This is a genomic window from Flagellimonas nanhaiensis, assembly GCF_003382275.1.
Taxonomy (GTDB): Bacteria; Bacteroidota; Bacteroidia; order Flavobacteriales; family Flavobacteriaceae; genus Flagellimonas; species Flagellimonas nanhaiensis.
Genome location: NZ_QTJX01000010.1, coordinates 1 through 24,929 on the forward strand (window position 1 = coordinate 1; position 24,929 = coordinate 24,929).

Sequence of the window (24,929 nt, forward strand, 5' to 3'; positions counted from 1 at the left end):
CGAACATTAATGGAATCATTGGGAGAAATAACAGGGGAGAGCTATGGAAAGGAAGTTTGAGGAAGAGAAATTTGACAGCATCACCAACGCGGAACATTTCAACCCCTAAAAACACCACTGGTATGGAAAGGAAAAAAATTTTTAAACAACAGTAATGGGAGAGAAGATTTTTATAAAAAATATTGCAAAAACTATTATTGGATTTATCCTGGTGTTCTTGCTCTTCTATTTGATAGGGAGCTTCATTGAGGCATCGTTTGATATTTCAACTTGGGATGTAACGTTCAAGGCCTTTATGAGTTTTTATGGTCTAATACTGGGAGTAGTGGCTCAACTGGCAATCCACAATACCTAAAAGCAAGACAACAATAGAAATATTGAAAATTATAAAACAGTAGGGATTATGCGAGATGAGTATCTACCTAGTTATGAAGAATATTATAAAGAATGGAAGAAACAATATAATTTGTCCGATGAAAAAATAAAAAAGCTTTGGCAAGGTATTCTTCAAATGAGATCAAAAAAATCGCTGGAAAAGATAAAACAGCAAACATATATCGCATATGACACCTATTCAAAGCTTTATAAAATTGGATATTCATATAATCCCCCTGAAAGGGTAATGGCCATGAAAACAACTAACCCATTTATCATATTATTCGCAACACTTAAAGGAAATGTCGAAAAAGAATTTCATTTGATTTTCAAAAGAAAAAGGGTGAAAGGCGAATGGTTTAAATTTAAAAAAGAAGAAATAGACCTTATTGTAGAAGCGTGTGGGTTCTTTAGGGAAGAATATTGACCTTCCTGAAGCTTTGTAATAAGCGGGTATGCAAAGTTAGGACGAAACACCGTACTATCTAGACTTCCTGAAAAACCTATAGCCTGCCCAACTTACCGCGAAAAGTATAATCAGGTACAATATCAACATTGGAACCAGGACAGACGAAAAATCACCAACGTATTCGGTTCCTCCTGGTGGGCGAGTGCTCTTGGGAGGGATTACGGCCAATGAAATGTCAGAGTCTTGAAGCTCACTGTTTTCTATACCTGTCTTGCTGATTGTGGAAGATGATGTCAGTTTATCCATGAACACAATATAGTGTATTTCCAGACAATAAATTAGTATAATTTTAATACAATATTATAGTTATACTAAATTGTACTTTTATTATATTTGTACAACTCGTTGGTACAAGTTGCGATAGTAAGGAAAAAATAAAACCACGGCGGTTAGCCGATTTGAAAAGTAGCCCTTAGACAGTTCTTGTACAACTTCTAAGGGCTTTTCATTTTTGGTAGGTTCTTGAATTTTTTGTAGGTTCGTGGTGCAAACACGTTTTAGGCGAAACCCTATAACACTTACATTACGAATAGAGGCTACCCAAGGTATTAACCTAAGAGGTCGCAGATTAAACCGAAAGGCTGTAATCCGTTCCTAGAACGTGTTTGCAACCCTAAAGGTAGCCTCGCACAAAAAACTTTTCGATATGCAAACAGAAAAGATTTTGGTGCAATCACTCTTGCGCCAAACGGAACCCAAAGATTTAAGGAAGTCCTTAAAAGAAATGATGCTCGAATGCCTAACGGCCGAGGGAAGTTGTGACCACACTTACAGGTCTCTTATCGTCGCTGATTATATCATACTCGACGATTTTCTAAAAGAATTGTCAAACCTTAAAAAACAAAGGGTATGAATGAATTAATCCAAATTACTGAACACAATGGACAACAAGCTGTGTCTGCTCAAGATTTGTATAACTTCTTAGGATACGCGCCAAAACATTGGACTAAATGGTATTCAAGAAATATTCTAAAAAATGAATTCGCAGTTGAAGGAGAAGATTTTGTTGAACTCCCCCGGCGGGGGAGAAGCAAAGATTTTGGCTTATCAATACCGTTTTCAAAAAAAATCTGCATGAAGGCTGGTACTAAAAAGGGTGAAGAAGCTCGAGATTATTTTCTTGAATGCGAGCAAAAAGTTATTAGTAAAACAAAACCCGACCTAAAACCTCTAACACCCGCCGAAACATTACTCGCCCAAACCCAATTATTGGTAAAGCAAGAGAGAAAGCTTTCGGAGCATGATGATAGACTGAAAGTGCTTGAGGCTAAAAACACTTCAAGACCTGACTATTTCACTGTTGTGGGTTATGGAAATCTAAACGACATTCCAGTGAATATTAAGGTGGCTAGTAGATTGGGTAGAGCTGCTTCCAAAATCTGTAGGGAGAAAGGCTATCCAACAGATGATATACCTGACCCAAGATTCGGAAGGGTCAAGACATATCCAAGAGCAGTTCTGGAACAGGTGTTCAACTCAACACCTCTTAATTAAAATATTAGCCCTCTTTTTTAGAGGGCTTTTTATTTGTACCTTGACCGGACTGGTTTAAACTTTGGTTTATGAAGAAAATACTCTTAACATTATTAATAATTTTTATGATTAGCTGCGCTGGATCCTACCAACAGGCCTCACACACCTCTAATCAGGTTTATGTAGGAATGTCAGTTAAAGAATTCAAGGAGATAACTGGCCGAAAAGCAAAACTTGAAGCGCTAGAATATGGTTATACTGTTTATAAAATGTTTGATTATGATGCTTGGTCAGGATCTAAAACCGATGTAAAATTCTTTTATTTTGACTCTAATGGAAAATTATATAAGGTTGATGGAGGGGAATTTAGGCAAAAAAGATATCAAATAGAAGTTATTAACAATTAGACGGCACTTGATATAAAGCCCTATTCTAGGTTTTCAGCGTTCCCTATTTCTTTTATGAGCTTTTGATATTCAAAAATCACGGCATCCGTCAAGATTCCCTTGGCAATATTCATTTGTTTTAGAACCCTTTTACTATCCTCGGAACCATCGGTTATATCACCGTAACGGTTCAATATCATCAATGCCTTCAGTTTGGAACTACCAGCGTACTTGATATCGATGATATTTCTATCGACTATCTTACTTAATCTTTTATAGTCCTCGACCTTTCTGATAACACTTTTTTTGTCCGCAGGGCTGAGATTCCTTATTTTTTCCCTTAATTCTTTTGAATCAATATCGCCCTCGACAAAACGCTTGGCCAAATCTTTTTGATCCAACTTATTGAACCCTTCTTCGATTTTAAGTTTTTCCTCATCTTCCCTGAATTTTTCCAATCTGTTCAGGCTTCTGTTAAAGTCAGAAGAAAAGGATTCCACTCTTTTAATTGTGGATTTGAAAAGGTTCTTGCCCAATTCCTTCCCTGTTTCCTCTAGGGTTTTATCAGAGACAATGGCATCAGCTCCACCGTACATTATCCCAATGAACGGGTTGGTATTGGGTGTTGTAAGGAAGGACTCAACTGCAGCTTTTACCCTAACCGGTGAAAGATTGTGCTCACGACCAAGTTTCTTGTAGAAATCCTCCACATTCTTCATTGTCTGACCTTCCAATGGTCTAGGGTCTTTATTTACATTACTGGCCAATGGTTGGTCCCTATAATAATCATGGCCCGATGCGTAGGTGAGCACAGCTTTCACAACTGGATTTCTTGTGAATGTTTGCGCTGGAGAGGTAACGCTTATTGGAGAAATATTGGTGTTGAACGCATCAAAAACCTCTTGTCCAATTTTCTTTCCGGATTTCTCTTCCCTACCTGCGATTTTCAGTAACTGGTTGTTTGCAATGTTATCGGTAAATTGGAAGATAGGTATCATTTGGTGTGTCTTGGCTACCTTCAATACCTGGTACTGTCCATCCTTGTTCTTTTTACCAGTGGGAAAATTGAAATACTGCATTTTTTGATAAGGGCTTATACCTTCCATTGTGTCCAAATAAATGTCAATGGAGGATTTTTCTTCATCCTCATCATCTTTGTTCAAGCTGATAATGGTCAACGCCATTCCTATAGTAAACGATGTTCCCAGTACCCCGGCCTGCATGACTTTCATGGTTGTGGTCACTGGATCTTTTACAAAAGCATCCGTAGCTACTCTGGTGCCCTGTACTGCGGTATTGACATATGGTAATATTGACTCCAAATCCTTGGTAATTGCGCCACCTTGGTTAAAATCCAAAAGACTTCTAGCATTGGCTACAGCTCTGTTATAGATTTCATCTTTTAACTGAGAATCATTGATTGATTCCATACTTTCGATTCCCCGATGTTTCAGCTCATTTTTTATGGTTCTTTGGAACAAAGCCATCCGGAACATTATCTCACTGTAGGTGGAAAAATTTCTTAATGCAGCTGTGTTGAAGACGCTCTTAAACCTATCCATAGCCCTTCTGCTGACCATTTTTTCAAAGGCCTTGGCTAAAACGGTATCTTTCTTAAGTCTTCCCTGTGTACTTAGAAATGACATATCTCCCCCGTACTCAATATACTTTTGGAATAGGTTGCCTCCCGTTACATCCTTTTTTGATTTGGCAATTTCTTTGACCCCTTTATAGGCATCTTTGGCAACTTGAAGGATTGCCTTGGGAACAAATTTGCTGTACTCTGGTGAGAACAATGACGTGAACAAAAAGTCCCTTGGTGTGTTTACTATAGCAAAGGCTGGGTTATTTCCGGTCGCGATACCTTTAAGTAAAGAACTTCCGGAGTAATACCCTACCATTTCCTTTTGTTTTGGACTGGCCCAGAACCCTTGCGTATTGTTGAACCAAGAATCATGCAGTGATTCCTCTATATAGAATTCTTTACGGGCCCCATTTTCATACCAATAGGCCTTCTTGTAGTTCCTTGGAGTTTTTTCAAGCGGTCCTTCCTTTATCTTGCTACTCAGCTCCTTGAAATAATTTTTAAACCTGGCATCTTCTCTTGAAAGGTCTTTTTTGCCCTTCAGTTTTTCAAATCGTTCCTTGGCCTTTGGATATTCCTTGGTAATGAACTCCCTGTTGATATTGTTCATGGCCATTGCCCTGGTTCTGGCGACCAATGAGGTTGATAACAACCACTCCGAATTTGTCACTAAACTTCCGGAACTACCTTCTGTCAAGAACATGATTTGTTCTTTTGACAATCCTCCAGTATCACTTTTTTCCTTAACAGCACTCCCCATGGATACATTTCCTTCGAAATCCAATATGTGCTGCAAGAACAGCCTTGGTTGGTAATCCAACCCGTTCAATGAATCAAAGGCTTCTTTTGATATCAGCCCATTCTTTTCCATTGCCTTCAACAAATCAGCATATACCTTGAAGTAAGTATCCGCTCTTTTGGTTAGGTCATTGAACTTTTTATTGCCAAGATTCTCTTTATATTGGTCCAAAGACTTTTGGGCGACATCCCCATCGATATAATCTGGATGGGAAACAGGGGGTAGGTCCTTATCAGCTCTGGACTTGTCGATGGTCACAAATCTTCTTAGTTGGATTATTTCGTCCAAAGCCTCTCTATCTGAATTCTTCAGGTTCTTGTATATTTTTCCATAGGAATCCTCGAACATCCGTCTGGCCTTACCTGAAGAACCATGGCTGTTTATCATTAGGTACTTAACACTCTGGGCGCCAATTTCATCCATCAGTTTTTTGGAAATGAACTGCCTGTCAGTGAACATTCTGATTGCCTTTCTGGTGGCGTCCTTGACCTTTTGCCTGAAAGTTTTTTTGTTCTCTAGAGCTTCCCGTGATTTTCTGAAAGCTTCATCGGTTTTGGTTTTAGCCTCATCAGCGGTGACATTCTCATTGTTGGATATAGAATCATTGATCAATGATTCAAGGTTGTCCTCGATTATCTTCTCCTTATCGCTTTTGGATAGATTTTTATACCAAGATGTTTGTTTGATTGCCTCGATGCCGGCATTGATTACCTCGGATGCGGTCTGGGCTGTTTTAACGGCCAACCTCATGGCTCTAACCGCTGTTCTAGCTACTGCAACCGGCATGTTCAATCCCAATGTTTCCTTGCCGAAATTATCTAAGTCGTCCTCCCATTTTTTTAAGGTGTTGTCAAGATTGTCAAAGACATTATCCTTTTTAGAGATACTTTCTTTTTTTATCTCAGCATCAACAACGAAAATGTTCCCTTTGTCATCCTTCAATACATTTCTTGGGTGTAGATCAGAAACTTCAAATGTACCGTTGGAGTATGTAGCGTCTCCTTTGCTTTCAAACCCAAGTCCTTCCATATAATCTGAAATGTCCTTCGGACTGGCCAAAACAGCATTATCAATATAATCCTGTTTGAATATAGGCTCTACATAAGGTGCCCGTTTTGGGCCATTGTCAAGGCCGGTAAAACCTACGAACTCGTATTTGGTGTTCGGGAACAGTTGATTGTGCATTTCAACATAATCGAATAGGCCACTGATGGTCTTACTGTTGAAAAGGTTGTTACTCTTGTAAAGTGTTCTGGTGGAAGCATCCAGTACGTTGGTATTCTCGTTACCTGAAGAAAATCTTCTACCTAATGAGAATAGGTCCTTATGCCATATATTACGTGATTTGGCGTATTCAAGGGCTACCCTTGATTCTGATTCCCTTTGGTCTTGGATTGATTGTCCCTCGCCCTCTGGTCCTTCATTGCCTTCTCGAAGTCTAGTGGAGATTTCTTGGAATCTTCTATCGCTTGGAGTGATCTCTCCGTCGTTTTCTTGTGGAACCGGTTCAGGTACTTGGGCGCGGTCTGATTCTGTGACACCATTCCCTCGGCCTTCTTCTTGAACTCTGGGTCCTCCTTCATCCGCTTGGCTACTTTCAATTGAAGTCCCGCCCTCATTGCCGGGGTCAGTTTCACCTTGCTCGATGTTTTCTTGGAAGGATTGTTCTTGCTCATTGCTCAAAGTTATTAAATCTTCATCAGACATTGCGTCCAATGAACTGAATTCTTGAATTTTAGCACCTTCAGTACGAAGGGCGATATTGATAAATTTATCAGTGGCAGGAAGCCCTGTAACCTGTGTGAACCGTTCTTTTAATGGGGTTATGAACTCATCCCTCACTTCCTTGAAAACATCGTTCCTCCCCCCTGGAAACGCTTCCATGTGGTCAATAATGTCCTGTGGGGAAATATCGATACCATGGTCTTCTGAAAGTTCCTGCGCAATAGTGTCCAATGGCCGACCTTCACCTTTTTTTGAAAAGTACGATTTGGCCATGTTTGAACCAATATTGTTCTCGTCGCCAAAGTTTACATAGCTTGACCTCTCTATTTTTCCCCCAATGTTATCGGCAATTATCTTGGCCTTGAAATCAACCTGGTTGTCCAAAAACTCCTGTGTGTTGGTATTGTTCAACAATTCGGCTATTTCCAAGGGGTTATTTGAATTGTTGGCAACAATCTCATTTACGTTGCCTTCAAATCCTTCAGGAATAACTGCCTTTTCTCCTTTACTAAAATCAAAGCTATCGGCATATTTCTCCATGACCTTCCTTTTGGTCTTGGTAGACGGCTCCTTTCCTTTAGGGTCGGTAATGTTCAATCGGCCATCTTTTAGTTCGGCAGTATATTCAGGAGCTTTATCCGAATCTGTCAACTTGAATGTCGTAGGGGTTACTTCAACCTCTCCTTCACTTGGGTTAGGGTCAACGGTTTCTTGAACGTCATTGTCCTGTCCGGGGTCTTTACTTGGTCCAGGCTCAGGTCCAGGGCCTCCATCAACATCAGTATCTTCTCTCGGTGCTTTCTCATCGGGTATTTGGTTTTCTGGATTATCCTTTATCGCTGGAATATTCAATTCTACCTTGTCGCCTTCAAACTTTTTCCCTGATTCAACTTCCCGTATGGCCTCTGGGTCGCCTTCAATGGCCTTTTTATTGGTGTTGATGCCCTCACCTATGGCGGTAACACTACCCAGTCCACCACCTACAAAGCTTCCGACCAAGAAGGAATCGTATATTTCAAGGAGAGCATCCTTTACCTCAACATCATTGCCCAGTACCAAAGCATCAGAAAGGTTCTGTACGATTGATGTGGCAGCTTCACTTGAGCCCTCTTTGAGTGGCGAGTAAATAAGGTTGTCCACTAGGTTTTTGGCCAAGGTCTTGGCCTCTTCCTTGGTCCCCTTACCGAAAGAGTTCAACATTCTTTTTCCCAATCCGCGGGTGACTGCCTCCAAAAGACCTTCCGCAGCTCCGTTTATCCAGGCATCTGCCACCTCATTGGTATTGAGATTGCCATCTTCTTTGTTTTCCTCAAGTCTGTTGGCCGCTGTGCCGGTCGCTATACTGGCCAGACCGATATATGGCATCATCGCCTGTACCAAGCTTGGTATGGAGCCCACCCCTTCAACTGCTATTCTCTTTCCTGCCTGTGAAAGGTCCCCTTCCATCAGGTCTTCTGAAATGGCACTTTCATATTGTGTGCCCAGTTCACGGAGTTTCTTGCCATCGGCCAAAAGTTCCCGCTGTCTTTTTTTTCCAGATTTCGCGACCTCCGAAAAACCCTGTGCCAATGGGTTCGGCATGGACCCCAACAAATCGGTAAAAAAGTCATCCTTTATTTCTTCTGGGATATTGTTGAATTCTTCATCACTGATGAACAACTTACCTATACTTTCTATAATGGCATTTGGTGTTCCGGATATTCCGGCACTTGCATTAAACAGATTGGATCCAAAAACAGTGGAAAAATCCTTTCCCTTTAAATTGGATTCCATTATCTCCAATTGTTTGAAGGCTTGGTCACCGTCCAATATTTCTTGGGGTGATTTACCGGTTATCCTGCCCAGTGTTTCGGCTTTCAGCTTTTTCTGTGTGATCTTGTTCCTTAAGTCCCTGACAGTATTAAGTTGTTGGTCAACCCCATCTTTGGATTTGGTTATTGGTTGTAGCCCTTCCAATCTTTTTAATAGGTCACCATGTTCTGTCTGGATGACTGGACGCTCAAGAAATTCATTCCTTATGGACTCCCATTCCTTGAATGCTTGGGAATCTGTTCCCCCTACGCCCAAAGGTGCCTTGTTCAACAAATCTTGGAACCTGCCTTCGGAACCAGTATCAATTTTTTGAAAGTTTTTTCTTTGGGAAGTAGAACCCGAAGAACCAGAATCCGGTACCGAAACCGAACTTGTGCCGTTTGGTGAAGAGTCTAAACTTTTTTTTTTCACGTTCCAGCGGTCCACAATGACCTGTAATTGCTTTTCATTCGCGCCCTGGTCCCTTGCGTCCTCCAAAATTGCTATCAAATCCTCATCTTCCATTACTGCAGATTGTTTTTTCTTAGAAATTCATTGAACGAATCGTTATCTATGCCATTTGTTTTGGTAGCTTTTCTTTCATTTTTATCAATACCCAGACGATCAGATACCCAATCAACATCTTCATCTTGTACTACAATTGTTCGAGCCTCGTTTTCGCCAGGTATGATTACTTTGGCACCACCGTCTCCCGTTAATTGGGCTAATTCAAGTTGTTGTTGAGCGTTTTCATCTCCATCCGCTGCTTTAGCTTCTAATTCGGAAAAATCATTTTTGGTAATAGATTTTGTTTTAGGGACAGATACCTTTAACTTAAGCTTTCCGTTGGAATCAAATTCAAAGTCTTGAACTTCAGCATTTGTAGATGTTATTCCGTCGAGACCTTTTATAGCTGAAATAACTACCTTTTTATTTGAATTTTTCTTTAGTCCCTCTTGAGCTAACCTATTGGCTGCGTTCCTAGCTCCAAAATTGATAGTTTCCTTGGAAGTCCTGTCAACCTTGGAGTTCACCAGCTCACGTAATCTATCCACCATCAATTGTCTGTTCTCCAATGAATCCTCAAGCCCCATTTCCACAAGCATTGATTTTCCCAAGAGCTTCAAACCTCCATTTTTTTCCTGAATAGCCTCTTGGACCTGAAGTTCTATATCATCAGCTCTAGGGCCTTGTTCAAAGTTGGTGCTAAAACCGGGTCCGGAAGTTGTGGTTGAATCCTCTCCTAAGCTTTTTGCAATATTCCCGGCAATCTCATTGGCGTCTACCTTTGGGTCAAATCCAAAAGCACTGATAGCCTGTGAAATTTGGTCATACCCTTCGGCATCAGCGATACCATCACCATCGATGTCCCTGTATATGATAGCTGGTAGCCCCTTATCGTCCAGAGCAAACTGCATCTTGCCCCAAACACTGTCATCACCATCAAAATAGGACTTGTACCTGTCCAATTTTTCATTTTCCCAGACCTTACCGTCTGCAACTCCCTTCATAATTTCTTCATGGCGCTGTGTGATACCCCCAGTAAATGCCCGCATGTGCTCGGGTAGCATGTTCAAGTTTGATAGCCTGTTGTTCAGCCTCACCCTTTCTTCAATGCCGATATCCGGGTCCTCCAACCTGATCGCTATATCACCAATTTGTTCCGCTGCCTCCAAAATCAACCTACCCTGTGCTTCGTTCAAGGAATTGGAACCGGTATCGTAATTCTTCAACCCCTTTGTATAGTTGGCAATACGTTTGTTACGGTCCTCGGTGTCACGCCTTCTGCGTTCCAGGGCCCTTTCACGGGAAGTCTCGGCCTGTACCTTTTTCTGGAAATCAAGGTTTGCCCAGAACTTCAGGTCGTCCGATAGGTTGTCAGGTGTTGGTCCCACCTGTGTAAAAGCCGATAAGTTTCCTTTTTTTGCCATTTTAGATAGTTCCTACTTTTGGTTTGAATTGGTCGAAGAGTGAATCAGCAGATGTCAATACACTGGGCATCTTCATAAAAGGAGATGTGCTTGCCAATCCAAAAGGGTTTGTCGTAACCTTGGATATCTTTGGTGTTGGGTCGGCTTCGATGCCCCCACCCAACATGTTCCCAGCAGCAAAACCGGTGTTTATCAACTGATTGAACCCGTTGTTCAAGTTTTGGTCGGCATTGTCCAACTTGGCACCGAGTCCGGCCAGGTCCTCACGTTCCCGCTGTTCTTGCATCTGCTGAATCCTAGCATCGTCGCCTGCGACCAATCTTTCTTTTTCAATTATCTGCTTGTCGATATCAACAGCCGCATCTTTATTTATCCTATTGTTGGTCTCTTGGATTTTTGGAAGTGCCGAAAGAACACCTCTAATGCCCCCGCTCTTGGCAATATCTACCATCCCGGCAGTAATCCTGGAAGCCTCTTCCTTTATTAGGTCTGAGCCCTTGGTACTGATCTTAAGGTTCTTGAAAACGTTTTTGAGCTCTTGTCTGGGATAGTTTTCTATATCCTGAAGGGTCTGCTTTTTTTCCTTTCCGGCTCCAAATAATTTAAATCCGGAAGAAATTGCGCTTAGACCAAGTGGAACTGCTGCAAATGGAAATGGCATAACAATCTGTTTTTAACAAAATTAATATAATATTATTGTTGCACTTAGTATAATCAAAAAATTGATCATACAAAGCTTTTCACTGCATTTGTTGAAACAGCAAAAAGCTCAACATCCTCGGTGCCCTCATGTTCCAGTTCGACCAATAAATGGTTGCCCCTTATCTCACCGCCCTCTATCCTTGACGGTTTTTTTGCAAATACAAATAAACCATTTACAGGAGTTGTGGTTGCAGAGCCAACGGTTATCGTTGTTTGGTCATGGGCTGTTATCGTCCCAATAAGCTCGTTAGCGCTTCCGTTTACTTGGAACAGCTGGTCGCCGATGTTCACATTGTCGGGCACGTGACCGAATGTTATAGTTGTTCCGGAGGAGCTTAAGATACTGCCCACTCCCTGAATAGAAGCGCCATACAGATTATCGGGATCTTCATTTTTTCTTAAATAAGCAAAAAACCTGCTCTCCTTTTGGTCAAACTCGCTGGCCAACAAGGTCCCATTGGCGTAGTTGGTCGCTAATGTGGCCTTCAACGCTTTTGTGGATTCAAGTACCAATGTCTTGAATATCTTGTCCTCACTGGGCTCATCATTGAACAAGGTCGTTAGTTTTGAGGTATACTGGGCCCCATAGAAATTATTGACGGGAACACTGTCATCATCATGTACCCATAACTGGCCGTTCTTTATGGAATACATTTTATTGTCCAGGTACATCATCGCCTCTGGAGCAAACGATCCGAACATCGTAAAGCCTTTTTCACCCGATTCAGAGAATGCCAATGTGTTTGCAGTTCCCGATGGGTCCAGATGTATCCATAGAACATCGTTATACGGGTCATAACAGGCAGGAAAGAAATTATTGGAACTTTCCCTTGAAAGGTTTCTGAAATGCTCATGGAAGCCCTTATTTGAGATTTCAGTATACCCGTCACGGCTCAAGCGCATCAGAGCGCCCCTGTCCCTGTCAAAATGGTATATCCTGTTACCAAAAAAAGCAAAGGACTCGGGATGTTCCCCTATCCCGTATTCACCTGCAAACGGTCTTTCCGTGCCAAATACCTTGTCACTTGACTGTACCATGGCATTCCCATCGGCATCGAACAATATTTCTTTCTGATAGGGAACGTTAAGGGTCTTGTCCCTTTGAAAAACAATAAGGTCGTTATCCCTTGAAAAAAGTTTTTGGATGCCACCATAAGCATCGTCCAGATCCTTAAAGTCCATGGTCGATGCGTTGAACTCGTTGATGGCATTGTAATTAGTTGATTGTTCGTAAACTCCACTATGGAGCAATCCGGAAGGTCGGGTCACCTGTTTGTATTCTTCGACAGGGGTCATCGGCTTGGTGTCCAATAACAGTTCCTTGCCGTTGAAGGAATCACCTATACGGTTGGATTCAAAACAGTTTCCCCATCCAAAGGCATTGAAAAATTCCAATGTGTGCTGTGCACCAACGTCACCGATATGGTTTCCAAGAGCCCCCACATTGTAAGTGTAGGGAAGTTCGTAGAATATGTCCGTATCGATTTCTTTTGGGACGGTCTCGAATATAATGTTGTTCTCAAGCTCCGTGATATTGATATCGGCAGGGACCCTGACCCGACCGCCACTAACATAATTGGCCGAGGAAAGGAAAAGCATTATCATATTTCCGTTCGGGTCTATACTGGTCACCTGCTCAAGCCCGTCCTCGAACTTGGTGAACGTTCCCCTACGGAACATCACCCTGTCCAATGAGTTTGGATAGGTCAACTGGGAAATTATGTTATCGCCATGGAACCATTCCTCCAGATTGGCATAATCCTGTGTAACGGTAAATGTATCCTCAAAAGCTGGTATCTGGTCATTGACATCCGAACCAGATGCACTATCGTCATATCTAATGGTTATTGTTGCACCTCCCTTGATGTCCTCACCGGTATTCTTTGGCTTGCCCATATACATTACAATGGCCCTTCTGCCAAAACTTCCAGCAGATCCTCCACCGTTCCAACCACTTGCGACCGTGGAGGATTTTGCACTGACCACCCACTTGGCATCAAGCTCATGGCCCGTTGTGGCACCAAAAGTTATCGATATTCCATTGGAAAGTGATTGGGAAGCCCCTGTTATCGCTATGCCCGAACCGCCGTTGTCGTTCCAGTTATCGACTACACCCGTGGTGGCATTGAACTCCCTCCACCTAAAAGTGTCCGGAGCGCCCTGGGCCATTATCTCTATTTCATAGCGGATGTCCTCACTTCCGGTATAGGTCCCGGACCTACTGAGGTCATCAAGGCCATTGGTGCCATAGTAGACCGGTTCTTCGACATATGTCTGGTTGTTCTGGAAATTGTTGGGCGTAGCACTTGACCTGAAACCACCACCGATATCATCATAGATCTGTACTGCATTTTGGTTGAGACTGAACTTCGAGGCCTTTACCTTGAAATATGTCCCCCTTAACTGAAGGGTGTCCGTACCGTTGATTATGGCTTCATCGGTCTCAAGGAAGTTACGGTCCTGCTCCTTTATTTCCAATACCTTTGTCTTTACAATACTGGAAAGCTGTCCAGAGGTGTCCGATTTTACAAAAAGGAAATCACCTACCGATATCTTGTTGGGGTCGTCACCCTCTATCTTGAGCCAGGCATAGACGCCTTCCCTGTAAAATGTGACCGGGGCCATGGAGTGATAGCTCCTGCGGTTCTCCTTAATGAAAAACCGGTAATGTCTTGCCCATACCGGGGCCGTATTCTGCATGGTCACCCTAATCTTGTTCTGACGGTGGCAACTGGAATTTGGGATGTATATCGTATTATTTGCCGCTGTCAATGGCGTTGTCTGCCTTCCTTTTCCGTCAAGATATACAATTGCCAGCTCATAGCCCCTGTTGGACTTGACGGTCCTATAAGCGGTGCCAGCAGCTTGTACCAGCTCTACCTGCTCAACGAGCATTTTGACAATGACAGGGTTTTGGTTCAGGTCTATCAGGTCATAATTTTCTTTGTAATTGCCGATAACCAGTCTATTACCGATAATCTCCAATGATTTTGCGCTCAATGGAACAATATCATAGATACGGTTCAATTGGTCAATGGTAACCGCTCGGTATATCTTGTTGTTGATGAACTCAATGGTCTGGGATGAACCGTCCCCCCATGAATTATCGGCCTTGTTGTAAGTGTCCACCAGGTATAGTGCATTGCTCCCCGATTCCTTGAAGAAAAGTTCCACCTCCAAAACCTGGGACGGACCCACGTTTATTTCTATATCGACCTTATTGAAGGCGTTGAACATGGCGTTGTTGGTCGATGTGGAATAGTCATATGAAAATGATTTGGCATCAAAAGCAAACTCTGAGAAAGGGGAGAGGGCGCTATATTCCCCATTTTGATATTTATATCTATAGGAAAAAGATAAAAACTTGTCCTCCATATTATTTTCCTCTGAAGAAGCTGTCTGTCCAAGTGTCAATATGGGGGCGGTCAAAGGCGGTGCCTTTAATAATATAATATCTGCTTCATCAAAAGCACTTGCAACAAGGTTTTTGGCAGTCCCTACCTCAAAACCGAACAGCTCGTTGAAACCGTCCGCGATAAACACAAAAGTCCTTCCATTGTCCACATCGTTCAAAGTCCTTATTGCGTGTGAGGGGTATCCGTCCTGAAGGTTCAGTACACTTGTGGCCGCACCCCTGGTATCCTCAAGTACTATCTCCTGGGTATCCGTGTCAACATCGTACTCTACAAAATAGTTACCTGTATCCGATTTTACCAGCCATCTGATCTTGTTGGCCAATCTGTCCACATCATGGCCCATCCATTTTGCGTTCGGCCCAAAATTGAAAGTTGATAACTGTCTGTTGCCCTTTACAGGTTTGGCGGTCCCTTTCTTTGAACCGATAGGGGAGAGGATGTTGAAGTTTTCTACATGGACGGTCTTTCCCTTGGGAACGAGCCTTATATCCAAATCCTTTTCCATGAAAAGTGACAGAAAGTTGTTCTTTAATTCCATTAGGCCCTACGTTGTGAGAAATTTGGTGAGTATTCTATCTTTCCGTCAAGGGCATTGATATCAAAATCGAGCCTATCAAGTTTAGCTTTGTGCAGCCTACTTTTATATTCATCCCTAGCCCTTCTTTTTTCCACAGAGCTAACGCTTCTTCTGCCTTTGATGCAATTGTAATGGATATAGGATTCCAGGCAGTCCTTGAGCATCTTATGCACTGTTATTTCCTCATCCTTAAGGTTTAAGAGCTGTAGACCGTCACTGATATACTCGATTACGATTTCCCGGTCCTCAAGACCTTGGTCAAACCCAATTACGCCACGCCTTTCATCTATGACAAATTCACCGTACACGCCAACTTTTTCGGACTCACAGAACTCATAGCGCTTATAGGCCTTATTGAAATGGTTGCTGGCATCTGCCAAAAGTATCTCCCCGTCATTGTCGAAAAGGATCTCATAGTCATTGTCCTGCAGATAGCCAAGCGCGGTCGGGATACTGGGATTGTTGCGAAGGGGCTTTAACCGGAAATCATTGGTAACGACCGATATCCTTACCCAATCAATATAATCTTGGGGCAATGGTATGTAAAGGTCCGGACCAATAGTTATCTCAGCGGCCAAAATAGTCTTCTTTATCTCACGGTTCAGGATTCGGATACCTGCTTTGGCGTGCTTTATCATTTGGCTACGGCGGGTATTGTACAATACATGGTCCGGGTCCAATGTATCAATGGCCATATCGTCCAAGATCTCTTTTAAGGAGAAATAAGCGTATTTCCCATAGTTGGATTCAGAGGAATAATATGTCGCAGGGGTCTGGGCCATGGTCAATTGGTGTTATCGGTTCTGAATTCGTTCTGTTCCTCGGTCATTGCAAAGGCCTGTACGTCCTTTTCCTTTAAATTGACACCAGCTGCCATTAATACCCTTCTGACCATTTCATCTTCCTCTGAGGGATGGATATCGGCATCCTGGAAATCCCCGGCCGTTGGGTCAAAGGCATATTGCCCTCCCCCAAGGTCCTGATGGGTCCATTTGGGAATCAATGGGTTCCGTAGATAGGTGATGGTCATTAATCCGTTTGTTGTTGGCGACACCCATAAAAGGTCCGCTGACTTCATGTATATTGGAAACTGCCCATTGGCCTGTGATTTAAGGATATTGAACTCCCTTCTGTTCTTGCATCCCTCAAGTACGGTGCCGTCCGTATATTCAACCGTATCGATGTACTTCAGGTCGTTGGGGAGAGTTCGAGTGGAATCAGTGTCATACGCAAGTGTGGCAGTTACCGAATAGTGCTGCACCTTTTCCAATATCCTATCAGGGACGTTCTGGAGATAATTTCCCTGTAGTCCCCGGTTCTGACGGTTAAGGGCTCTGTTGACATCATAAAAATATTCCTCTGTCCTCGATTGTATTGCATTGTGCAGGAACTCATTGAACCTATTGGGCGCAAGGGTGCCACGGGTCTCGGTGTTCAAGAATGATTGCACTTTTCTATAGATACGGTCTATCAACATAACAGGTAGGTATCAGGAAAAATTATTGTAACAAATTTAGTATAAAAAAAGATTGTATTAATATTATACTAAACTTTTACCATGGAAGCAACGGAAATCAGGCAAAAAATATTGGAAATCATTGATAAAAAACATAAATCCAGTAATGGACATTGCGGGGTCTCACCGGTCGCACTTAAGTTTGGTATTGAAGCTGGTTACAAGTCGATAGCGGAACAGTTAAACTATCTGCACGAAAACAATATGATATTGGTAAGGAACGGTATAAACGGATATCTGCTGTTCAAAAAGAAAAACCCCTCCTGAGAGGGGTGCTTGTAACTTTTGCATCAAGTCTCAAGAAGATGTTTAGGCTGGCTCCAATTCTTCTTTCAATTTAGAGTTTATCCACTCCAAATCATTCTTTTTGTTTATTGGAACCTCTTTATTGAATTTTGTTTTAAAAGCTTCTCTTGCTGTTTCTAAATCAGTTTTGGGTTCTTCTTTTACCTCAATGGTCTCAGGAATCGCATCCACTGTGACCTTCTCTGGTTCAGGAGTAACTTGTTGTGAAGGAATGATGGCATCAACATCCATTTCTGTTTTAGGTGTGCGTTTGGCTTTAATGTGCTGCCCTATGGTCTGTAAGGTCACTTTGATTTCCTCCGTGTTCTGGGAAAGGAATGTACCGAACTCGGTAATAGGGTCCTGGCCCGAAGCTATGTTTATGATGGGCTTACCGTCTGGCCATGTGATAGCTGTTCTGGTAGGGTTGATGATAACGACATCTCTCAATACCGCCAATGCGGCCGCAAGTCTGTTACCGTAGTTCCCTTTGTCCATTTCCTCAATAAGCTCTTTTGGTTTTTCAAAAGCTTTCTGTTTTAAAGCTTTCTTAAGTCTTGTTGCGGAATAATCAAAAACATGTGATCCGATAATTACGATTGCATTGGCACGAAGCTCATCCTCATTGGCAATGTTAACTTTGTCAATGGCTCTTTCGATAAGGTCAAATCGTTCCAGCTCTTTAGCGTCTTCTGCCTCTTCGTCAACCATTACGAAATGAACACCAAACCATTTGTGTTTTTTCAGTATGGTCAAAAGATTCTGGTTGTGTTTGTGCACATTTAGAAACCCATCTTCAAACCAAATGTTTTTGGGCTGTTCGTCTCCTTTATGGTCTTCTTTCCAAATGCTCTCATGACCTGGTATATATTGAATATGTTTTAATGGTGCACCGGCCCTATCCTTTCTGTTGAGCATCATTCCCTTTATGGGGACTTGAAAACTTACTGGTTTTCTTTCTTTTGTAAGTTTAAACTTGATGAAATTGTTTTTTGCCATTGTTTATTATTAAATAGAGGGGTGCGCTAACACCCCTCATATGTTACTTACCTATTAAGAGTAGAAAACACCTCTACGGACAACGAAGAAGTTGTTCGCACCAATAACTTGGTTCAAGCATTCACTCAAGAATTCTGTGGTCTGCGCATCTTTGGATTGCGCGGTTCCATTTGGACCAAAAATTTTGATCTCTCTCTTTCTATTATAGGAATCATCACCTCGATATCTTACACTTAGATATGGCTTGGTAACTGTATTTCCTTCTTCATTGGCATATGTATTGCCCGTAGGTACGATCAAACATGCTAGACTTGTTGCCAAGAATTTTTCCGCTCCTAACAAGGTAGGATCTTCCAGAATTGTCCAAGGGGTAAAATGGAAAGTACACCCATCAATATATACTGACTTGAAATCAAGAGCCAATGCCATGTCTCTGCTATTGTTGAACAAACCGTAGTTCCCTCCTGTAGCATAATGGGCGTTGACTCCAGCCAACATTTTTCTGAAATGGGCCATTTGAGTGTGGTCTGCCCAAATTGTGAATTCCCTACATGTGCCTTGTTGTTTAGCTCTACGTGCAATTTCTGACAGCTCTTCAATATCGGTGATGTACTCATTGGCAATATTTCCTCTTGTTTCAATTTGAGGGACTACACCATTCATACCCCGGGCATTGCCAGAAGCTTTTCTTTGGAAAAAATTATGCGTGATTTCAACTTTGTTGTCAAAAAGGTTTGAGCTCTTTTCAATCTCATGGTTGTACCACTTCGCTCCTTCAGGGGTCATCACCCAAGATTTATGTACCATATCAGAACCGGAAATATTATATACTTCCTTTATGATATGGGTATGGTTCTTATATTGTAATGGGTCCCACCTGCGACCTACTTTGTAGTTTTCGGTCTCTTTTTCCCATGAGTTTGAGAAATCAGCTAAAACACTTACATTTCCAGTTAGTCCAAACGCTGTTCCGTCATCATTGGAGGCAACAAAAGCCGTATCATTGGTAACAGCAGTTACGGTAGCCTGAACTTCAATAAGTCCATCAGAAATTTTTACAACGTCATTTACCCTAACGTTATGATTTGTTGGGGACGTAAATGTACTGGAAGTCGCAGCTGGTGTTGCTACAACAACTTCTTTAAGCACATTGTGCAATCTTGCTTCTTCAGCATGTCGAATGACATCGGACGCATAAGTACCTTCATTGCCCACCAATCTCAAAAGTCCAGTGATTTTTCCCTTGCCGTGCGCCATGTGCAGTTGGGGGATCAATTCGGGTTGGTATTTTTCCGCGTAGGTATATAGGTCTATAAAGTTGGAGCTTGTCGCGTTCACACCAGCAGGCTGGTCAATGACGGCAACTCCTGTCAAATTATTTGTTCTTAAATCAAAAGGCATGATTAATTTCTTTTATAAAATTGTGAAAAATCGTGTTTGATTCCGGTATGGTTTTCAGTGCCTGGAATCGGAACGGTCTTAGTGACCGGTTTGTCACCGGGCAGGGAAGGCTGTCTGAAGTTCGCATTTGAGCGTGACTTTAAAAATTCCTTCGCTTGGTCAGCACGGGACTTGTGGACAATGGAAACAATTGCCTTTGTCCGGTTTTGTGGGTTGGCCCAGAACATTGCCTCTTGCAATCCTACATGGTCAACCTCACCTTTATCGTTCGTGAACATACTCTCCAGGGCAGCTGTTGCATCCAATGCCGAGGACGCCATTCCATGCTTGTCCTCTTTGGAATAATCATAACCCAATTTGAGTGTCTTTTCACTCCCGTTCTCATCAATCTTGATATCATAGACAGAACTCGTGATCTTATCCGTCGCTTTCTTTATGTCATTGATATATTGATTGCGATTGTTTAAAAAATTATCATAATCTTGTTTTGGCATCTTCATGCCGTTTTCAAGCTCCACCATCTCCACCTCATTGCTCGGTACCTGTGGACGCTCAATAGGTTGTTTGTATTTTTCTTGATCAGTTTTCAACTGCTCCCTATAATCCTTGACAAAGGTTTCGAGCTCTATCCTGTCATTCACGGACATTTCCTTTGGATTGGATACATCGATATTCAACTTTTGCTCCAAGTATTCATCTACTTGTTTGTCTGAGACATTCGGTAGGATGCTAGAAACCTTGTCCCTCGCTAATTGGATGGGGTTCAGTTTATCCACATCTTGGTTGAGCTTCATAAAGTCATCAAATCCCCTTCCGGTTTCCTCATTGAATTTTTTGAACTGGACAACTTCATCACTGACACCTGCAAATGGATCAATAACAGGTTGTTCGGCCGGTTGGAACATTTCCTCCAATGATGAGAACTCCCTACCATATTTTTCCTTGAAATAACCAAGGACCAGATCATCGTTCAGTTCGGGATTCTGATCATTATGCGCTTCAGGGCTTTCTGGCTCTTGCGGGTCATCCACTACCTGAGCTTGGGGATCTTCAATTTCTTCAGGGGCTGGCCCATTATTTGTTTGGGGGCCTTCTGGAACTTGTTCAGCAGAAGGCTCTTGAGCTGGTATGGGCTCAGGGGTCGGATCATTAGGCTCCGTTGGGGTTTCAACCGCAGGCGCGCTTATCTCTTCTTTTGGCGGCTCAGCTGTTGTTTCCGTTCCTGGGTTCAGGAAGTTTTTAAACTGATCCATATTGTTCTGGCCGATACCATTGCTCATTATAACAAATATTTATAGTTATAACAAAACTAATACATTTTCTCTATACTTATACTAAGTACAATATTATTTCTATATTTGAGGTAGTTAAAATTTCATGTTAGTTTAGTTTGTTTATCAAAGGAAAAGCCCCTACAATGGGGCTTTTTTAGCTAACTCAAATTGGTAAAGGGTGTAAGAGCGGTATAATAATTATGCTGTGAGCCTGCCCAGATCAAAGGATTTTTTGAAGTTCAATGGCCCGTTATCCCTTTTTCTTTGGTCAATCAGGGCGCTCTGTTGGGTGCTCTGCTCATCGAGCCTATCGTCCTTGGCCTGTTCCTTGAACCTTGCCAGGTCAACAACTTGCTGGTTTTTTAGGGTCTCAATGAAAACAGCTTCTTCAAACCTAACTTTTTTCTCTGGCTCTTCGATAAGCAGGGCCTCTTGTTTTTCCTTGAGCCTTATTGTCGATAATTGGATTTCTTCCTGTATTTTCAACTGGCTCTTTATTTGCAACATTGTCACTTCCCCTTGTTGCTTGGCTTCTGCCGAGGCGATGTTGTTTTCAGCCTGGACTTTGTTGTTGAATTCAAGCTCCTTCATTTTTTCCTTTATCCTGCGTTTTCTAAGGAACCTCATAAATTCAATAGCTTGTTTGATATTGGATTTGGCAATCCTCATTATCTCCGCTTTCTCGGAAATATCCAATGTTCCTTCTTGGATTGCAATACTGAGGTCTTCGCGCAAAAGGTTCAGCTCTTCTTGTTCCGGGGCCATCTCAATTGTAAACCCGAATTCATGCAAGTGCCTGTTCTTGAGGCTTTCAAGGGCATCAAGGTTATGCTTGCCCACCGCATTTTCGTATATTTCCCGGACATGCTCGGCCTCATCAATATCAAAAATCAATTTTAATCTAGTGGATATTGTCTCACAAATTCTCTTATCGAACATCGTCGCTGCGTCAACAATATGTTTTGTGGCACTGTTACCGGCCAATCTCATCAATTGGTTGACACCTACCAATGCATCTGCTGACAACGAACCATCCATGGCGGGGTTGATACCGGTTGTTTCCCTGATCTGGTTATAGTACCAAGCCCATGTGTTCAATAATATGGTAAGCGCCGAGCCCTGCTGTTGGGCCTGCGGCCTTGCGCTTTGTGAACGCTGTACCCCTTCCTCGCCTAAATCAATGGTTTTTTCGAGTATGACACCTTTGACCTGAAGTATAGAGAGGGCTGTTTGCCAGTTTTTTGCCTTAGACTCCCCTTTGGTATCAGATGATATGTCAGCAAGGGCGTCCACATTTATAACGATGTTGTCGGGCTTCAACTCAGAGATCAAATGCTTAATCTTCAAGTGCTGCATCTGCATCTCATTGCACATGGGGATTATATTGCTAAGGAAGGAGCGCAATTTGTTCTTATATAGATTACTGGCTTGTGCAATGAAAGGGGGCAAGGCCCTGTCCATTTCATCAGTGGCTAAATTTTCACACTCCTTATAGCCATATACATATTTGTTGCTACCTACAATATAGTTGCCCTCGAGCCATGTGTCCATGTTTTTGGACAACCTACTTTTTTCTGCCCCTTCGGGAACTTGATAGGAAGAGTCCCTTTTGGCGACTTTCTTCATCCGGTTCCTTTTGTCGATATAGGCTTTATAAACTTCCTCCTTATTTGTCTTATAGGTAAACCTCATTACATGGACCTTATAGTCCAGAACTATATTTATCGGACATGTATCGTAGTCTATCGTCCTATTTTGGGAATATTGTGAGGCATAGGTTTTGGCAATGTGCCTTAAAGTGGCTTCATCATATCCAGATTCCTTTGCAACTTCACCAATGGTAGGAGTGTCCATAACGAAATGATAGAAAGCATCATTAAAATCGTTATGCTCGACCCTACTGTGGCCATAAGCCTCTGGATCAATATATTCTACCTGTACACCATTTAATGGGTCTGTGTATACCCGGGCAACCTGAAGGTCGCATAGGACCAAGTCCTTATCCGTTTCACTCTTAATCTGCTCCCATCTACTGATGGACTTCACATAATTAATAAGTATTTCCTCTGCAATCTCATGTTTGGGACGGTCCTTTATTTCTGAGTATAGGGACAATTCCTCTTCATCTTCGGGAACAAAACCGTTTGGCCTGTAATCAATTCCAAGGATTTCATATGCCTTTTCAAGCATATCCTTGGATTTCATGTTCCGGATATGTTTATCACGGTTTTTCTTTTTGTCCAAAATGGTAAACCTGTCAGCAGACCTTACATCAAGTCTATAATAATTACTGCTAATAGCGCTACGGACAACATTGGTGAATTTTTCAGGGATATTGATGACCGACCAATCCATGTTCAGGAGCTTTAGGTCGCCCTCGTTCTTGGCAAATTGTTTCTTGTATTGCTCAATATCCTGTTCCCCCCTGTTGTACAAACGCATTTCACGAATCCATTGGTGGCGCTTCATGAAGGTAGAGTGTTTATCGATAACGCCCCCAGGGAACCATTCGGACTGGATTGCGGTGGCAATCTTTATTGCGTATTGATGGGTCAGCTTTTCCTGAAAAGGGGCAAGTGGGTCAGGGTAAGAGGTTAGGTCCTGTGGTTTTAAATTCGCATCCATATCAAGCAAGTACTTTAGAGGTTACCCCTGAGTTGTCATATACCGTGAAGGGTATAGGAACAGTTTCAGGTTTTTCTTCCTGCTTCTTGATGCGCTTGTTGTTCCCCAACAAAGATAATGAAAAGGAGATATAGGCATCATATTTTGTCCTATTGGATGTGTCCACGTCCTTCAATTGTATCAAAGTTCTTGTAAACGGGAAATCCCCCATATCGCCGATTGGTCTATGAACCCCATCCCTGGCAACACCGATATGGTCCTCAACATAGGAATGAACGGCGTAAAATTGGGCATCACCTATCTTGGTGTCCTGTTGTGGCGCTCCCCCGAACTCTTTTTCAGTGGGATTTAGGTCTTTCCATTTTTTGAAGGGATTGTTCATACTGAAATGCCTGAACCCATTATCCTTGATGAAGGCCAAAAATCTTTCATTGGACAACTCGGATAAAAAAGGCACGCTCCAATAAATGGAGGCCATGAGCACTTCTTCAAAGAATATCTCTATTTTTTTTGGACGGGCGATGTACTCCATTATCAACTTATTGCTCGGCAGACCATAAGTGTTCATTCTTGTGGTCAAGTGCATCGAACCATTGGAACCCCGTCCATCAGCATTTCTTGACCTATTATAAGGGTCAACACCAATAGTCCCTAAGTCTGAGGCGATAGGGGCATTGGCCAAAATACCAAACCTTCTAATTTGATTGAATTGGTTTCTTATTTCTTTGGGTGGATGGCATCCTTTTTTCACAAAGAACCTTCCGTTCACAGGGTCTGGGTTCCAAACAACCTGTCCGAACCGTACACCATGAAGCCACGATAGGTTTCCGCGCTCCATATCATCATTGCCACGGAAATCATCCTTGTTGTTGAAGTCGTCGTTGAGTTCAAAGGTGTTGTGGTCAATTTGCTCCATGAGCTTTACCAAGTTGAACTCGCAATCATCACTTTCGTCCCTGAAGGCATCCCGGATTGTCTCAGGAAACTGTCTTTTGAACTCATTGAGCTTTTCAGGGTCGTTCTTCAGCGATTCAGCCTTGTTCTTTAAATAAGTTTTTGTGCCTGTTTTGGTCATCCTTCCCTCATCGGTACGGATAGGTTTCTTAGGGTCTTCAACTATACTAAACCCAAATCTATCGAACATACCTTCCATGCAGAACCTAGCAGGTATGAATATGGAATAGAGACCGGATTTTGTCTCGCCGTTCTCATCACGTTCATTGATATTGCTATCGTCGTATATTTTTTTGTACTCGGCGCCTCCTTTTTTCATTGAGTTTACCGTGGAAACCACCATGGACTTGCCTGTAATCCTGATTCCACGGGTATGCGAGGTCTTTACAATATACCAGTAATCACTAAAGGGTACATCTGGCGGGTACTTTGATGAATTAAGTGAAACTGTAAAGTCTTCAAGAATTACTCTTTGATCGTCAATGTTTTCAGAATCTAGAGTAATTCCATAGAATTCTTCATAACCAACAGAATTGATAGAAATTTTATTTATATGGTCGGCATACTGTTGGAAACGCCGGACATAGTATACCACCCTCGCCGGGTTAAAGTGACCATAGCTGGCCGGACGAAAGTGACCCACCCC

The 24,929-nt window shown here is 42.3% G+C and carries 17 protein-coding genes and 1 pseudogene; 6 read left to right on the forward strand and 12 right to left on the reverse strand.

All coding sequences use genetic code 11. The annotated features are described in order from the left end of the window. Positions 1–154 precede the first annotated feature (154 nt). Together DX873_RS18535 and DX873_RS18540 are read left to right on the forward strand one after the other, a co-directional pair. Complete coding sequence (locus DX873_RS18535; RefSeq protein ID WP_116185993.1) at positions 155–355, forward strand: hypothetical protein; 201 nt, start codon at positions 155–157, stop codon at positions 353–355. A 48-nt stretch (positions 356–403) separates the two neighbouring features. Further along, positions 404–802, forward strand: coding sequence for a GIY-YIG nuclease family protein (locus tag DX873_RS18540; protein ID WP_116185994.1), 399 nt, complete (start codon positions 404–406; stop codon positions 800–802). Positions 803–856: 54 nt separating this feature from the next. On the opposite strand, the gene DX873_RS18545 is transcribed toward DX873_RS18540, so the two are convergent. Then, positions 857–1,090, reverse strand: coding sequence for a hypothetical protein (locus DX873_RS18545; RefSeq protein ID WP_116185995.1), 234 nt, complete (start codon positions 1,088–1,090; stop codon positions 857–859). Between the two features lie 400 nt (positions 1,091–1,490). Here DX873_RS18545 and DX873_RS18550 point away from each other — a divergent pair, with 400 nt between their 5' ends. The 3 genes from DX873_RS18550 (at position 1,491) to DX873_RS18560 (ending at position 2,724) form a co-directional block, all read left to right on the forward strand. Beyond that, the gene (locus DX873_RS18550) at positions 1,491–1,697 is read left to right on the forward strand and encodes a hypothetical protein (RefSeq protein ID WP_116185996.1); all 207 of its coding nucleotides are present in this window, start codon (positions 1,491–1,493) and stop codon (positions 1,695–1,697) included. Beyond that, on the forward strand, positions 1,694–2,338 hold the full coding sequence (locus DX873_RS18555; protein WP_116185997.1) for an antA/AntB antirepressor family protein: 645 nt from the start codon (positions 1,694–1,696) through the stop codon (positions 2,336–2,338). Before DX873_RS18550 ends, DX873_RS18555 begins: the two co-directional genes overlap by 4 nt. A gap of 68 nt (positions 2,339–2,406) precedes the next feature. Then, positions 2,407–2,724 (forward strand): hypothetical protein, encoded by a 318-nt coding sequence (locus tag DX873_RS18560; RefSeq protein ID WP_116185998.1) that lies wholly within the window; start codon positions 2,407–2,409, stop codon positions 2,722–2,724. Positions 2,725–2,744: 20 nt separating this feature from the next. On the opposite strand, the gene DX873_RS18565 is transcribed toward DX873_RS18560, so the two are convergent. The 6 genes from DX873_RS18565 to DX873_RS18590 form a co-directional block, all read right to left on the reverse strand. Beyond that, positions 2,745–9,128 (reverse strand): putative polyvalent protein kinase domain-containing protein, encoded by a 6,384-nt coding sequence (locus DX873_RS18565; RefSeq protein ID WP_116185999.1) that lies wholly within the window; start codon positions 9,126–9,128, stop codon positions 2,745–2,747. Continuing rightward, a complete protein-coding gene (locus DX873_RS18570; RefSeq protein WP_116186000.1) occupies positions 9,128–10,534 on the reverse strand; it encodes a hypothetical protein in 1,407 nt (468 codons plus the stop codon). The genes DX873_RS18565 and DX873_RS18570 overlap by 1 nt, the downstream gene beginning before the upstream one ends. A gap of 1 nt (position 10,535) precedes the next feature. Continuing rightward, on the reverse strand, positions 10,536–11,195 hold the full coding sequence (locus tag DX873_RS18575; protein WP_116186001.1) for a hypothetical protein: 660 nt from the start codon (positions 11,193–11,195) through the stop codon (positions 10,536–10,538). Between the two features lie 65 nt (positions 11,196–11,260). Then, on the reverse strand, positions 11,261–15,190 hold the full coding sequence (locus tag DX873_RS18580; RefSeq protein ID WP_116186002.1) for a hypothetical protein: 3,930 nt from the start codon (positions 15,188–15,190) through the stop codon (positions 11,261–11,263). Then, positions 15,190–16,011: a hypothetical protein gene (locus DX873_RS18585; RefSeq protein ID WP_181899566.1), complete on the reverse strand. Its 822-nt coding sequence runs from the start codon at positions 16,009–16,011 to the stop codon at positions 15,190–15,192. The genes DX873_RS18580 and DX873_RS18585 overlap by 1 nt, the downstream gene beginning before the upstream one ends. A gap of 2 nt (positions 16,012–16,013) precedes the next feature. Next, a complete protein-coding gene (locus DX873_RS18590) occupies positions 16,014–16,706 on the reverse strand; it encodes a hypothetical protein (protein ID WP_116186003.1) in 693 nt (230 codons plus the stop codon). Between the two features lie 81 nt (positions 16,707–16,787). Between DX873_RS18590 and DX873_RS18595 the strand changes: the two genes are divergently transcribed. Further along, a complete protein-coding gene (locus DX873_RS18595) occupies positions 16,788–17,012 on the forward strand; it encodes a hypothetical protein (RefSeq protein ID WP_116186004.1) in 225 nt (74 codons plus the stop codon). Between the two features lie 42 nt (positions 17,013–17,054). On the opposite strand, the gene DX873_RS18600 is transcribed toward DX873_RS18595, so the two are convergent. The 5 genes and pseudogenes from DX873_RS18600 to DX873_RS19000 form a co-directional block, all read right to left on the reverse strand. Next, positions 17,055–18,029 carry a hypothetical protein gene (locus DX873_RS18600; RefSeq protein ID WP_116186005.1) on the reverse strand — a complete coding sequence of 325 codons (975 nt, stop codon included), beginning with the start codon at positions 18,027–18,029 and terminating at the stop codon, positions 17,055–17,057. A gap of 54 nt (positions 18,030–18,083) precedes the next feature. Beyond that, positions 18,084–19,430 (reverse strand): hypothetical protein, encoded by a 1,347-nt coding sequence (locus tag DX873_RS18605; RefSeq protein WP_116186006.1) that lies wholly within the window; start codon positions 19,428–19,430, stop codon positions 18,084–18,086. 2 nt (positions 19,431–19,432) lie between these two features. Beyond that, entirely contained in the window at positions 19,433–20,710 is a 1,278-nt protein-coding gene (locus DX873_RS18610) for a hypothetical protein (protein WP_116186007.1), read from the reverse strand. Between the two features lie 192 nt (positions 20,711–20,902). Then, the gene (locus DX873_RS18615) at positions 20,903–23,329 is read right to left on the reverse strand and encodes a hypothetical protein (protein ID WP_116186008.1); all 2,427 of its coding nucleotides are present in this window, start codon (positions 23,327–23,329) and stop codon (positions 20,903–20,905) included. Position 23,330: 1 nt separating this feature from the next. Beyond that, positions 23,331–24,929 (reverse strand): annotated as a pseudogene (locus DX873_RS19000) (hypothetical protein); the annotation flags it as partial.